Source organism: Polynucleobacter sp. JS-JIR-II-c23, assembly GCF_035011225.1.
GTDB lineage: Bacteria > Pseudomonadota > Gammaproteobacteria > Burkholderiales > Burkholderiaceae > Polynucleobacter.
Window position 1 is genome coordinate 494278 of sequence record NZ_JAYGQT010000001.1, and the last position, 14588, is coordinate 508865.

General features: G+C 43.7%; 12 protein-coding genes. 10 read left to right on the plus strand and 2 right to left on the minus strand.

Annotated features, from left to right (window positions below; genetic code table 11):
• Positions 1-63 precede the first annotated feature (63 nt).
• Complete coding sequence (locus tag VC159_RS02580) at positions 64-903, plus strand: class II aldolase/adducin family protein (RefSeq protein WP_215303336.1); 840 nt, start codon at positions 64-66, stop codon at positions 901-903.
• A 46-nt stretch (positions 904-949) separates the two neighbouring features.
• Here the strand turns inward: VC159_RS02580 and VC159_RS02585 are convergent, their stop codons facing one another.
• The gene (locus tag VC159_RS02585; RefSeq protein WP_323472622.1) at positions 950-1615 is read right to left on the minus strand and encodes a GntR family transcriptional regulator; all 666 of its coding nucleotides are present in this window, start codon (positions 1613-1615) and stop codon (positions 950-952) included.
• Positions 1616-1743: 128 nt separating this feature from the next.
• On the opposite strand from VC159_RS02585, the gene VC159_RS02590 reads away from it, so the two are divergent.
• From VC159_RS02590 to VC159_RS02625, 8 genes are all read left to right on the plus strand, one after another.
• Positions 1744-3303, plus strand: coding sequence for a Rieske 2Fe-2S domain-containing protein (locus tag VC159_RS02590; protein ID WP_215303333.1), 1560 nt, complete (start codon positions 1744-1746; stop codon positions 3301-3303).
• 64 nt (positions 3304-3367) lie between these two features.
• The gene (locus VC159_RS02595) at positions 3368-4342 is read left to right on the plus strand and encodes a PDR/VanB family oxidoreductase (protein WP_280785625.1); all 975 of its coding nucleotides are present in this window, start codon (positions 3368-3370) and stop codon (positions 4340-4342) included.
• A 26-nt stretch (positions 4343-4368) separates the two neighbouring features.
• Entirely contained in the window at positions 4369-5316 is a 948-nt protein-coding gene (locus tag VC159_RS02600; RefSeq protein ID WP_215303329.1) for a ketopantoate reductase family protein, read from the plus strand.
• Positions 5317-5335: 19 nt separating this feature from the next.
• A complete protein-coding gene (locus VC159_RS02605) occupies positions 5336-6142 on the plus strand; it encodes an SDR family oxidoreductase (RefSeq protein ID WP_323472623.1) in 807 nt (268 codons plus the stop codon).
• Positions 6143-6268: 126 nt separating this feature from the next.
• Positions 6269-7282, plus strand: a complete 1014-nt coding sequence (locus tag VC159_RS02610) for a TRAP transporter substrate-binding protein (RefSeq protein WP_323472624.1) — start codon at positions 6269-6271, stop codon at positions 7280-7282.
• A 14-nt stretch (positions 7283-7296) separates the two neighbouring features.
• Positions 7297-9150 (plus strand): TRAP transporter large permease subunit, encoded by a 1854-nt coding sequence (locus VC159_RS02615; RefSeq protein WP_323472625.1) that lies wholly within the window; start codon positions 7297-7299, stop codon positions 9148-9150.
• A gap of 425 nt (positions 9151-9575) precedes the next feature.
• Entirely contained in the window at positions 9576-10976 is a 1401-nt protein-coding gene (locus VC159_RS02620) for a M20 family metallopeptidase (protein WP_323472626.1), read from the plus strand.
• Positions 10977-11051: 75 nt separating this feature from the next.
• A complete protein-coding gene (locus VC159_RS02625; protein ID WP_251367714.1) occupies positions 11052-11975 on the plus strand; it encodes a Bug family tripartite tricarboxylate transporter substrate binding protein in 924 nt (307 codons plus the stop codon).
• Between the two features lie 113 nt (positions 11976-12088).
• Here the strand turns inward: VC159_RS02625 and VC159_RS02630 are convergent, their stop codons facing one another.
• On the minus strand, positions 12089-13006 hold the full coding sequence (locus VC159_RS02630) for an MBL fold metallo-hydrolase (RefSeq protein ID WP_215358454.1): 918 nt from the start codon (positions 13004-13006) through the stop codon (positions 12089-12091).
• A gap of 524 nt (positions 13007-13530) precedes the next feature.
• On the opposite strand from VC159_RS02630, the gene VC159_RS02635 reads away from it, so the two are divergent.
• The gene (locus VC159_RS02635) at positions 13531-14574 is read left to right on the plus strand and encodes an alpha/beta hydrolase (RefSeq protein ID WP_323472627.1); all 1044 of its coding nucleotides are present in this window, start codon (positions 13531-13533) and stop codon (positions 14572-14574) included.
• Positions 14575-14588 lie beyond the last annotated feature (14 nt).

Genomic DNA, 14588 nt, shown 5'->3' on the forward strand with positions numbered 1-14588 from the left:
CTGTTAATTGGTGAATTGAATCAGTTCACCTGAAATGAGTATTGACAGAGAAGGGATGTGACCATGGCTGAAGTGATGGAAAAAGAACGTAAGCTGGACTTGGGCGGAAGAGAGTCTATTTATCAACCAGAAGATAAAAATCTGATTTTTCCTTATCAGCCTAAATTCAATAGCTTTGCTGAAGAGCGTCAACATCTCAAAGAGCGTTTGGTTGCCGCATGTCGTGCATTTGCTTTAGAAAAGTTTGATTACGGATTTGCGGGGCACTTGACTGTGCGTGACCCAGAGCATCCACACTTGTATTGGACTAATCCAATGGCAGTACATTTTGATCAAGTCAAGGTATCTAATCTCATTTTGGCGGATCACGATGGCAATATTTTGGAGGGTAAGCATGCATTAAATCGCGCAGGCTTTGTGTTGCATGCGGCAGTACATGAAAAGCATCCTGATATTGTTGCGATGTGCCATGCTCACACTATTTATGGAACTGCATTTGCTGCTCTTGGTAAACCGTTGGATCCTATCTCTCAAGATGCAGCTGCATTTTATGAAGACCACATGGTCTTGTCTGAACAAGCAGGGCAAGTTGCAGTTGAAGATAACTCAGGTTACAACGTTGCGGGATCATTAAAAAAAGTGAAGGCAATTATTCACCGCAATCATGGCTTGTTAACGGTCAGTCGTCATAGTATTGAAGCAGCTGCATTTTGGTTTATTGCTCTAGAGCGTTGCTGCAAGCAACAAATGATGGTCGAAGCTACTGGCATTAAGCCGAATATGCTGACACCTGAAGTCGCTCGTTACAGTCGTGAGCATGTAGGTAGTGAATATATTGGCTGGCTTCATTTTCAGCCAATCTGGGGTTATTTGAAAGAAAACCAACCAGATATGTTTGCTTAAGATCAGATTGAATTCCATTAAAAAATCCCAGCACTGCTGGGATTTTTTAATGGCTAGTTAGGACTTCGCTGAGCTGGTGAATCAGATTCTTTCTCGCTCGTATGGCATGCAATTCCGATAGTTCAGAAGCTTTTTTCTCATCCCCGTTTTTAATTGCATCAGCAATTGCCTGATGCTCATCCCAGATAGCTGACCGTTGCGTGGATTGTAAAACAGCACCCATAACTCTTCGCAGATGAACCCAGTGTAAGTGAGCACTTTTAGCAATCAAAGGATTTTCAGAGGCTTCATAAATAGCGCTATGAAAGGCCATGTCAGCATCGATTAGTGCTCTAACATCCCATTTTTCTGAAATCGAGCGTCCATTCTGGATTAATGCGGGATCAATGACACATTTCTTTTGCGCCGCTAATTTTGCGGCTAGAGAGTCAAGCGCACCACGCACTTCATAAAGCTTATCAATCCATTCAATATTGAGTGCTGTGACTTGAACCCCTCTCCCGGGGGCGTCTTCTACAAAACCATCATTTTTTAACATGCGAAGGGCTTGTAAGACCGGCAAGCGTGATACGTTCATTTGCTCAGCAATTTCTTCCTGAGTAATTCTGGTGCCTGGAGGTAGTGAGCCGTCACTAATAGCGTCAAGCAGGGCTTTATAAACTGCGTCGACATAGTCAGTTCTTGCGGGAAGTTTATTCAGTTGAGACAGCATCTACTTTTCAGGGTTCTAAGGGCTTGATGGAGGTAGTTTTACACAGTATGAGTGTTCAAAAACTATAATATACTCTGTATACAGTATACGGAGTACGTAAAATAGTAAAAAAACAGGAGATCCTAGGAATGACAACTAAGCAAGAACAGGCGGAAAAGAAGGTTAGTGCATCAGCTGGTTCAGCAGCAACAACTAAAAAATTGGTGCCTTTTGGTGGTTATTACACCAATAAAGTTCCAGGGCATGATCCAGAGTTAACGGAAGTTGGGCCTGGCACTCCTATGGGTGAGTACATGCGCGGTTTTTGGCATCCGGTTTGTATGTCAATTGAACTGACGGATACACCCAGGTTTTTGACGATCTTAGGAGAGGAATTAGTCGCCTTTCGTGATGGCAGCGGTAGCGTTGGTGTATTGCATGCACATTGTGTGCATCGCGGTGCATCACTTGAGTACGGCTTGATTCAGGAGCATGGGATTAAATGTTGTTATCACGGAATGGTGTTTGACGTAGACGGCACTTGTCTGAATGCGCCCTTTCCTAGAGGTGAAGAGGCAGAAGCTGAAAAATATGCCTGCTCAATTCAGCAAGGTGCTTATAAAGCTTTTGAAAAAAATGGTTTGGTTTTTGCATACATGGGGCCGCCAGATAAGGAGCCGCCATTCCCAGAGTGGGAGGCAGACTTTACTGTTGCAGAAGGTGACGAGTTAGTTCCTTATAGCAATTTTCAGCACTGCAATTGGTTGCAGGTACAAGATAATGCAGCAGATAATTTTCACACTGCTGAATTACATGCAGCTAAAAATGTGGTGGGTGGGCACTACCAGGGAACAACCTTTGATGAGGTAGGTGCGCCAACCATGGAAGTTCATCCTGATATGCAATTTGTGCCCATTCATGGCGGTCGTGGTTTAGCTTGTTCAGGTGCACGTCGTGTGAATAATGACAAATTATTTATCCGTGTACAGCATCAAGTACTTCCAAACTTAAGTCTGCATGCCTATACGTCTGAAGATGGCTCAAATAAAAAATTATTTAGCCGCTTTCATATTATTCGCTGGACAGTTCCAGTCGATGACTTTAATAGCAAAATGATTGGTTGGCGTGTAATGGGCCCTGGCATCGATACTCGCGGCATTGGTCAAAAAGAACTTGTGGGATACGAGTCCATTGACTTCTTGGACGGACAAGTTGCATTGCGTAGGGCAGAGCGCTTTGGTAATCACGCGATTAACGATATCGTAGAGATTCCTGCCGATCACAGATCCAGGTCGAATTACAAGATGGCTCAATATGCACCTGGTGACTATGAGGCAATTATTAGTCAGCGACCCATCGCAATTCATGCATTAGAGAACCCAACAAAGTTTGATGCAGGTCCTTATCTCTTTAGAAAAATGTTGCGTGATGCAGTTCGTGGATCCAATCCGGCGGCTAGTGCAGAAGCATTTTCTGAGTGGCTAAAAGAAGTTGGTGGGGCGCCTAATAGCTACTGTTCTGGCAATGTATTTGAGCTACCTATTGGCGCAACTACAGAAGAGGAAGTTGCACAAAGACGTTTTGTTGCCAAAGGAGTGATTGCCATTCTTACTGAAAGCGAACAATACAAGGGTAAAGAGCGTATTGAGTTTGTTAAGAACAAGATGGAAGAACTTGAGCAGACTGCAAAAGGCCAATTTAAACATTAATCTAAGTATTGAAAGAGATGGGCTGTGCTTATAGCCCATCTCTTTTTTGGAGCGAGACAAAAAAGTGGCCGACAAAAAATTACTACAATTAAAAATAAAACAAATCCGTCATGAGGCTAGCGCAATTCATTCGTATGAGCTAGTTTCTGAAGATGGAGAAGCATTGCCACCTTTTGATGCAGGTTCACATATTGATCTGCATTTACCATCAGGCGCTATCCGTCAGTACTCTTTGAGTAATGACCCTGTAGAAAAGAATCGTTATGTAGTTGGAGTATTGCGTGATGAGCACGGACGCGGTGGCTCAAAAGAAGTTCATAAGGCACTCAGAGTGGGCGATTCCGTGTCAGTAAGCAATCCGCGCAATCATTTTCAGCTGGATGAATCCGCTAAGAAAGTCATTTTATTGGCCGGTGGTATTGGTATTACTCCCCTGAAGTCGATGAGTCATCGCCTGAAATCTTTAGGCATCCCATTTGAACTCCATTACTGCGCACGCTCCCAAGAAAATATTGCATTTCACCAGGAGCTTCGGAATTTATCGGATGCAGGTGAAGTTCAGTTCCATTTGGATGGCGGTATTCCTGGCAATGGTTTGAATATTACGGAAATGGTTCGGGTGCTTGAGGCTGGCTCCCATCTCTATTACTGTGGGCCAGCGGGATTCATGAAGGCATGTGCTCAAGCTGCAAAAGAACGGAGTGATATTCATGTTCATTTTGAACACTTCAAGCCTCCTGAAAAAGAGGGCGGTCAAGCCGAGATTAATGTAGATGCTGGTGAATTAGCGATTCAAATTCAGAGCACTGGCCAAAAAATAGCCCTCTTGCGATCGGAGTCATTAATTGATGCGTTGGCAAAACTAGGAGTTGAGGTCTCTACTTCATGTCAATCAGGTCTTTGCGGCACCTGTAAAACACGCTACATCAGTGGAGATGTAGAGCATGGAGATTGTATTTTGAGTGATGCTGAACATGCAGAATATTTAACTCCTTGTATCTCTCATGTAAAAAGTGGAACATTGGTTCTCGATTTGTAAAAGAACTTTTAATAGACTTTATTTCTTTGTCAAAATATCAAAAAATCTACATATTAGGCGCAGGCGCAGTAGGCTGTTACTTCGGTGGCATGCTGGCGCGCGCTGGTCATGATGTCACCCTGATTGGGAGATCTGAACGGGTCCAAGCGATTAATGAGTTTGGCCTCGAGATGGACTGTAAATCCTTTCAAGAGCTTGTGAGTATTCGGGCTTCTGATGATTTGTCTGTTTTGGAGGATGCTGATCTAGTTTTGCTTAGTGTGAAATCTCTAGATACAGAAAAAACCATAAAAGCGATTGCATCGATAGTGCCTAGTCATGCAGTCATTCTGAGCTTACAAAATGGTGTAGCTAATGTAGATATCGCTACGCAATGGATTTCAAATTCAGTGTATGCGGCAGTTGTTTATGTCGCTACAGGAATGCTCGGGCAAAGAACTATGAAACATCATGGTAGGGGTGAGCTCTATGTCGGAACACTGCAGCCAGCCAAAGAGTGGGATCAGGAAAATCTCGCTGCTATTTGTAAGCTATTTGAAGGTGCGGGCGTTCCTTGCTCCATAGCGCAACACATTAAGAAGGACATGTGGTTAAAGTTCTTGGTGAATTGCACTTACAACGCCATCTCCGGTATTGGTCAAATTACCTACGGAGAGATGGTGCGCGTTCCCGAGATCATTCAACAGATTGAACATATCACTGAAGAATTTTTAGCAGTCGCTAGAGCAGAGGGAGTTTTTATTTCGGAAGCAGAGGCTTTAGAGGCAAATACTCTGATTGCCTCAACTATGGTCACGCAGCGTTCTTCAACTGCACAAGATTTAGCGAGAGGCAAGAAAACTGAAATTGATTTTTTAAATGGCCATATCCTGGAATTAGGAAAGAAGCATGGCATTCCTGTGCCATATAACGCATCGATATATGCTTTAGTAAAAATGCTAGAGCAATCAAAAATATGTCAATCTGTAAAGTAAGCCGAAAGATTAATAGTCAATGAATACAAAACATTCAATACGAGATCGCGTTGCAGTTGTCACGGGTGGTGCACGTGGTATTGGTCTGGCAATAGGACAATGGTTTTTAAATCATGGTTATCGGGTTGCACTACTAGATATCGATAAAGGCACACTTGATGTCACCATGAAAACCTTTGGTGGATCTGTTGATGTGATTGGTATTCATTGCGATGTATCTAAACCACAAGAGGTGGATGGTGCTGCTGAGAAAGTAATTTCTGCGTTTGGTAATGTCAATGCCTTGGTCAATAACGCTGGGGTAGCCGTATTTAAGCCAGTTTTAGAAACCTCTTTTGAAGAGTGGCGTACTGTCTTAGGTACTAACTTAGATGGCGCTTTCATTTGCTCCCAAGTTTTTGGTCGATTAATTGTTGAGCAAGGTGGCGGTGCAATTGTGAACATTGCCTCGATTTCTGGTTTGAGAGCCAGCACTCTGCGGGTTGCCTATGGCACTAGTAAGGCTGCCCTGATTCAATTGACAAAGCAATATGCAGTAGAGCTAGGCAACTCCAATGTACGCGTGAATGTGATTGCACCAGGCCCGGTAGATACGGAAATGGCAAAGTTGGTTCATAGCGTAGCGATTCGTTCAGACTATTACGATACGATTCCGTTGGGTCGTTATGGCACCCCAGAAGAGATGGCTAATACCGTTGGGTTCTTATGCAGCGATGAGGCAGCCTTTATAAATGGGCAAGTATTAGCGGTAGATGGAGGATTTGAGGCGACCGGTGTCGGTTTACCAACCTTGCGTCGTAATGCCCAGCCCACTAAAACTAGCTAGACTGCTGGTTTTCCCTTGATTTATGGGGCTTTATTAAAATCTAGCGGTATATTAAGCACCAGAATAAAAAGCCTACTTGGTGGTTTGGCGCCCAAAAAAAATTGAAATTGATCCAATGGAGACAGTATGACTTTTACAAGACGAGACTTTATTAAGCATGCTGGTATGGCTGCGCTACCTTTAGTAGCAGGCACTACCTTTGCGCAGAGTGCAGAATTTAATATGAAGTTTGGTAGCAATTTGCCAGCTACTCATCCGCTCAATATTCATGCTTATAAGATGGCATCGAAAATTAAATTAGAAACCAAAGGACGTGTTGATATTCAAGTGTTCCCATACAACCAATTGGGTAATGACACTGATATGTTGTCACAATTGCGTTCGGGCGCTTTAGACTTCATGACATTGTCACCATTGATCTTGGGATCACTCGTTCCCCAAGCTCAAATTAACGGTGTTGGTTTTGCTTTTAAGGACTACAAGCAAGTCTGGGCTGCTATGGATGGTGAATTAGGTGCTTATGTTCGTCGTCAAATTGCCAATACGGGCACTATTTTTGCTTTCGATAAAATTTGGGATAACGGTTACCGTGAGGTCACTAATAGCGTACGTCCAATCTACAAGCCAGATGATTTGAAGGGTATTAAGTTGCGTACCCCTCCTGGCCCTATGTGGGTATCGTTATTCAAAGCGCTCGGTGCGGCGCCAACTCCATTGAACTTTGCTGAAGTGTATTCAGCATTGCAATCCAAGGTGGTGGATGGTCAGGAAAATCCTTTAGCGATTATCTATACAGCGAAGCTGTATGAGGTTCAAAAATACTGCTCTATGACTAACCATATGTGGGACGGTTATTGGTTCATGGGTAACAAAAAGTTGTTTGAACAGCTGCCGCCAGATTTGCAAGCTATTGTGACTCGTAACGTTGCTGAATCAGCCATCTTGCAAAGAGCTGACGTGCGCAAGATGAATGATGGCTTACAGGCTGACCTGAAGGCAAAAGGAATGGCAGTCAATGACACCAATCCAGATCCTTTCCGTGAGAAATTAAGACAAGCTGGCTTCTACTCTGACTGGAAAGCCAAGTTTGGTGATGAGGCTTGGTCCTTACTTGAGAAATATACGGGCAAGTTAGCGTGAGTTCACCAGCTTTCATGAACGAGGCCCCTTTTAAGGGGCCTTTCGGTAAATATGCTTCATGGCTTGAAACCATCGTTGCCACTGTAGTGGAGTGGGTGGCAGCTTGCTTAGTCTTGGCTTGTATTGGAATACTATTTTCTGGGGTGGTGGGTAGGTATGTCCTGAACTCCCCACTGGTCTGGTCCGATGAATTAGCTTCCATTTTGTTTTTATGGTTGGCCATGATTGGTTCAGTGATTGCCTTAAAGCGTGGTGAGCATATGCGCATGACGGCTTGGATTAGTAAGCTGAGTGATCAAAAGAAAATGTATTTTGAGTCGACTGGATTATTGGCTTGTCTACTCTATTTAGCAATCATCCTGAGACCTGCATATCATTTTGCAATCGATGAATTGATTGTGACCACGCCTTCCTTGGAGATTTCCAATTTATGGCGTGCTGCCGCGCTGCCAAGCGGTGTGATTCTGATGATGTTCTTCTGTTTATTTCGACTCGCCAGAATCGCTACACTTAAAGTCATGCTTTTAAGCATCGCGTCCTTGTCAGTTGCCTTTGCTATTTTCTATGTCTGTTCTCCAGCGTTTGCCGGTCTCGGTAAATATAACTTACTGATCTTTTTTGTGGGCGTTGCTGGATTTAGTATTTTTGCGGGAGTACCCATTGCCTTTGCATTCGGTCTAGGTACTGTAGCGTATCTAGGCTTAAGCACACACATGCCAATATCGGTTGTGATTGGCCGCATGGATGAGGCGATGTCGCATATGGTTTTGTTGGCGGTGCCACTTTTTGTCTTCCTTGGTCTTTTGATGGAGATGACCGGGATGGCAAGAGCCATGATTGCCTTTCTTGCATCATTGCTTGGGCATGTTCGTGGTGGGCTTTCCTATGTTTTGGTTGGTGCCATGTATTTAGTCTCTGGTATTTCTGGATCAAAGGCCGCAGATATGGCGGCGATTGCGCCGGCTCTATTCCCGGAAATGAAAAAGACCACACCTCCAGGCGAGTTGGTTGCGCTATTGGCTGCTACGGGCGCGCAAACAGAAACGATTCCGCCCAGCTTAGTATTAATTACGATTGGTTCAGTGACTGGCGTCTCCATTGCGGCACTGTTTACTGGCGGTATGCTGCCTGCATTGATCCTGGCGTTCATTTTATGTATCTTGGTATGGTGGCGTAATCGCCACGTGCAGATTGCCCAAGTAGCTCGTCCAAAACCTGCTGAAGTACTGAAACTTTGTTTGGTCGCATTTCCCGCCCTGGCACTGCCCTTTGTGATTCGCGCTGCGGTAGTGGAAGGGGTTGCTACTGCAACTGAGGTATCAACGATTGGTATCGTCTATGGTGTGATTTGCGGCGTTTTGATCTATCGTCAATTCGATATCAAGCGTATCGTACCCATGTTGATTGATACGGCATCTTTGTCTGGCGCTATTTTGTTGATCATTGGTGCCGCAACTGGAATGGCTTGGGGGCTTACTCAGTCCGGCTTCTCGCAAGTAGTAGCTCAGATCATGGCGGACCTAAATGGCGGCCCTCATTTATTCTTGCTCATTTCAATCATCGTATTTGTGATTCTGGGATCGGTGCTTGAGGGTATTCCAGCGATTGTTTTATTTGGACCGCTTCTATTCCCAGTAGCCCGTCAACTTGGCATTAATGAAGTGCATTACTCCATGGTAGTAATTCTATCGATGGGAATTGGTCTCTTTGCACCCCCTTTAGGGGTTGGCTATTACGCAGCCTGTGCAATCGGGAAGGTAAATCCTGATGATGGCGTTAAGCCCATCATTGGTTATCTAGTTGCTTTAGTTGTTGGCACTTTAATTGTTGCATTTGTACCCTGGATTTCAACTGGGTTCCTGTCATGATCTGAGTGTGTAGCACTACCTCCTTATAAAAAACCAACCCTAGCGTTGGTTTTTTATTATGCAAGGCTTGAGTGATTTGCATGGGAATTAAAACCGGTAATTAATATCAAAAATCCTACCGTATCCTGATGTACTGTCATGTTTCTTGTGATCTCATTAAATTAGTCGCACAAATACTCACACACCGATAATCAGGCGCTGTAACCTCTTGAAATCCTAATGGTTTTATTTGGATGTCTGCTCTCATAATCCTTTGGTCCCAGGTTCAAGTCCTGGTGGGCCCACCACAGATAAAATGCCAACCTTCGGGTTGGTATTTTTTTTGGCTATTAAGTTGATATATGTCTAGAAGAGTTGACTCGAGTCTATAGGCTGGGATTTTCAGTTGGTGCAAGTCGCTAAATAAGTCTTTATAGTAAGTCATTATGAATAGAGAAAATTTCCTATCTTCTGTGCAGGCCTGGTTTGAGCAAGGTGAACTGCAAAAAGCGCTGGCTAGCCGTATAGCATATAAAACGGAAGGCGACTTGCCAGTTGCACCACAAGAACTCTGGGGTTACTTGCAGGATGAAATTACGCCATACCTAGAAAAGATGGGGTTTGTTTCGGAGATTTTTGATAATCCTATTTCTGGGGCAGCGCCAATCTTGGTTTCTAGGCGAATTGAAGATGTCAATTTACCAACCTTATTAATTTATGCCCATGGTGATGTAGTAAATGGTCAAGATACTCGCTGGCAGGAAGGTTTAAATCCATGGTTACTATCGCAAGATGGTGAACGCTGGTATGGTCGCGGCTCGGCTGACAATAAAGGTCAGCATACCATTACTTTATTCGGCTTAGAAAGAGTCTTAAAGGCTCGTGAAGGTGTATTGGGTTTTAACGTTACCGTATTAATGGAGATGGGAGAAGAGGCTGGCAGCCCTGGCTTAGGAAATTTTTGCGAGAGCCAGAAGGAATTACTTAAAGCTAACTTACTTATTGCAAGTGACGGCCCTCGCGTTAACGCTGAAACGCCAACTATTTTTTTGGGATCAAGAGGACTCGTCAACTTTAGTCTGCAAGTTAAATCTCGAGATAAGGCCTACCATTCTGGCAATTGGGGCGGAGTTCTTGTAAATCCAGCTACTCGTTTAGTTCATGCATTAAGTCATTTGGTTGATGCTCATGGCAAGATTTTATTGGATGACCTTAAGGCTCCAGCGCTCGATCCTCTAATAAGAGATGCATTGAAATCAGTTGTAGTCGGTAAAGGCAAAGATGACCCTGCAATAGATCTTGCTTGGGGGCAGTTGGGATTAACGCCAGCCGAGAAATTGATTGCAAGCAATACCTTAGAAATTCTGGCTCTTGGTTCTGGGCAACCGGATCGCCCAGTTAACGCTATCCCCTCACAGGCAATCGCACATTGTCAATTGCGCTTTGTTGTTGGAACAGACTGGAATAATTTGTTAAAGCATGTGCATGATTATCTAGTCAAGTTAGGATTTGATGATGTTGTGGTGAGGGTAAATGCATTCACGCCGGCTACACGTCTTGATTTGAAAAATCCCTGGGTTAATTGGGTTAAGTCCTCCATTGAAAAAACTACGGGCAAACAGGCAACGGTTTTACCTAATCTAGCCGGCTCATTGCCGAATGATGTGTTTGCGGACATTTTAGGGTTACCAACGATTTGGGTACCACATTCTTATCCAGCATGTAATCAGCATGCTCCTAATGAGCATATGCTTAAACCAGTTGCTGCTGAAGGCTTGAAAATGATGGCGGGCATATTTTGGGACTTAAGTGAAAAATCTACTGCTACAAATTTTTCCTGGAACTAATTATTTTTTAGGCATATAAAAATGAATGTAATGAATAAAATCAGACTGTACTTTTTAAGTGCAATTCTTTTTGTAATGAGTACAGTAGTTCAGGCTCAATCATGGCCAAGTAAGCCCCTGAATTTAATTGTTCCCTTTCCTCCTGGGGGAGCAACTGATGTTTTAGGTCGCGTCTTATCAGAGGCTTTGCCGCCAAGGTTAGGCCAGCCGGCGATTGTAGAAAATAAACCAGGCGGCTCAACTGTCATTGGTGTGATGGCAGCCCTTCGCGCGCCCGCAGATGGATATACGGTGCTGGTATCTGCGAGCAGTAGCTTTGTTGTATTGCCCGCATTGCGCTCCAATCTTCCTTACGATATTGAAAAAGATATCTACCCAATTAATCTTTCCGTCACTACACCTTTGGTAATTGTTACCTCAACAGATAAGCCTTATATGAAGCTTGCTGATTTAATTGCACAAGCCAAGGCTAAGCCTAAATCTTTGAGATACACAAGCTATGGTCCGGGCACAACCCCGCACTTGGCGACAGAGATTTTTGCAGGTGCTGCACAAATTGATGTTGAGCCCATTCCATACAAGGGTAGTAGCGATGCTATTTTGTCTCTGATTCGCGGTGATGCTGATTTTGGTTTGGAGACTATCGCAGCAGCAGGAGCCCAAATCAAAGCAGGTAAGTTGCGTGCACTTGCTGTTACCTCTCCTTCACGCTCACGTTTTCTGCCCGATGTCCCTGGATTAGATGAGTTGCGTTTACCGGCAGCAACCTTCGAGGTTTTTTATGGAGTTGCTTTGTCATCTTCGGTTCCAAAGCCAATTGCTAGCAAGTTTGCAAAAGCTGTATCAGAGGCTATGAACACCTTAGAGGTAAAGGAGAGGATGGCAGGTCAATCACTTGAGGTTGCTAATAAAGGGCCGGAGGCTATGGCAACCTTTATGAAGGCCGAAATTGCCCGCTTTAAGGCATTAAACAAGCGTCTCAATATTCAACTGGAGTAGTTATGGCTATAAAAGCAGCCGTTTTTCCTATGCTCCGGTTGGCGGATTAGAAATGAAAAACCAACCCTTGGATTGATTTTTTTGTTGGTTTCTATAAAGCTTAGATAAGTTAGTTATTTCGGTAAAAGAATAATTTCTCCGACACCGGAATGATCATGTTTATTGCCATAGCTTCGACTGAATTCGGCTTGAGCAAACTCTCCAGAGCAGTGGCCTGCTGCGATCCTTTCAATACCCCATTTATTTTTAAAGTTTGAAACAATTTCAGTAATTTGTTGATCGCTGACATCAACTAAATGTAGTCCGCCGGCTAGTGTGTATATATTCGGATCAATTTCGGCGGCTGCCGTTAATATCTTTTCAATTCCAGGATGTGAGCACCCGACGATTACTGCTAATCCCTTAGGGGTCTTGATTGCTAATGAGAGTTCATTTAATTCCATCGTTCCTTTTTTCTCGGAAACGGTTTTAAAAAGGTAGAATCCCGGCATTACTTCTGTGGGCTTATCAATCAAGGTAATGTTGGCTGTTGGCCAAGCTGAGTCAACCTTGTACTTATCTTCGTACTTACCGTCAAAGTAGTGCAGATCTTGAGGAACATCATCCACTTTTCTGGAAATTAATTTTCCAAGTGGGCTAGCTCCATGGATTGGGTTGCCAAATGATCCTGCTTCGGTAGGTGCATAAAACTGAACCTTAGGGTTCTGCTCCAGAACAAATTGGAGTCCTGATGTGTGGTCTCCATGCCTATGGGATAGGACAACAAAGTCTAAGTTCTTTAGGTTAATTTTGAGCTTCTTGACGTTATCAGCAAAGACTTTGTATTGTCCGCCGGTATCGAAGAGGATTCGCTTGCCGCCGTATTCGATGAGGGCTGCATATCCCCAGCCACGACCAAGATCAGAAGGTTTTCCAAACGCGTCATAAATAATTGTGATTTGGGCGGGCTTGTTATTTTGAGCAAGTAAAAAGCTCGGAATACCAATGATGCTTGATGCGGCTAGAGCTTTAAGAATTAGGCGACGATTCATGATCCCTCCTTAGATACTGCTAGTCTAATTCCATAAAAAAGTTTCAGTAGATACCCTTATCTTGCCCTGATTCAACCCGGCATTAATTGCCCATTTGCAGCTTCCAGCAATGCCACTAGACTCTACTTCAGTTCATTGGCTATAGTAAACAAACGAGCGTTACTTAAAGTAATACCTGTCAGTTTCAAATAAAAACTGTTTGGAGTAATGAAGTGTTAGATGGTTGCTCCAAAAATCCCTTTTGTTTTCAAAACTAAAGGGTGAGAGACTATTCTTTGTGGCCTTGTTAATCCAGTCACAGAAATACTCGCGGACCGATAATCAAGCGACATAACCTCATGAAATCCTGGTGGATTTTTTGGATATCTACTCTCATAATCCTTTGGTCCCAGGTTCAAGTCCTTGTGGGCCTACCAGAAAAGGAAACCCTCATCAGAAATGGTGAGGGTTTTGTCTATTTGGGAGCGCTTGATAGTAATATCATGCAAAGATTATTAGCTTATACAAAAATTCTTGGAGACAAAATGAAAATCAATAAAAAGCTCTTTATTGGCTTACTTGCTTTCTTGGGATTTTCCCAAGCCTTTGCTGCAGGGAAAATCGAGATGAATGAATACATGATTCAGAGTGATACCCCTGGGATCTCTCTTTATCTGCGGAATAAGCATTTAGCGGGAATGAAAACGTTCTCACCTGATAAGACATTACTCTATGTTCATGGCTCTACCTATCCATCTGAAACCGCTTTTGATTTGTCATTGGGTGGCACATCTTGGATGGAATACATTGCCTCTAAAGGTTATGATGTTTGGTTGGTAGATTTGCGTGGTTACGGTAAATCCACGCGTCCACCAGAGATGGATCAACCTGCCGAGCAAAATCCTCCTTTGGTACGCACTAATGTTGCCGTAAGTGATGTCTCGAGTGCGGTTGATTACATTCTGAAGAAGCGCAATATCAATAAGATGAATTTACTTGGATGGTCATGGGGAACTACCATCATGGGCAAGTACACCGCTGAGAATAACCAAAAGGTAAATAAGTTAGTTTTATATGCTCCGCAATGGTTGCGCCAAGGCGGGGCTCCATTGACTGATAAGGGCGGTCAGCTTGGTGCTTATCGAATTGCCTCGGTAGCCGATGCTAAGAATCGCTGGTTGACTGGTGTGCCAGAAAATGCAAAAGCTACCTTAATTCCACAAGGGTGGTTTGAAAAATGGGCTGCAGCAACATTTGAGACGGATCCATGGGGTAAAACCCAGGAACCAAAAAAACTGCGTGCGCCCAATGGTACCGTTCAAGATGCTCGTGAATTCTGGACGGCAGGCACGCCTGTTTATGACCCTAAGGATATTCGTGTGCCAGTAATGTTAGTGCACGCAGAATGGGATGCTGACTTACCAAGCTACATGATGTACGAGTATTTCACCAAGCTAGAGAATGCTCCATACAAAATCATGCTGCAAATCAGTGAAGGTACTCACACCATCATCATGGAAAAAAATCGTATGTTGATGTTTACTGGCGTCCAGGAGTTCTTGGATAGTTCATTCAAACCAGAAAAATAATAAAAGCCTTAAAA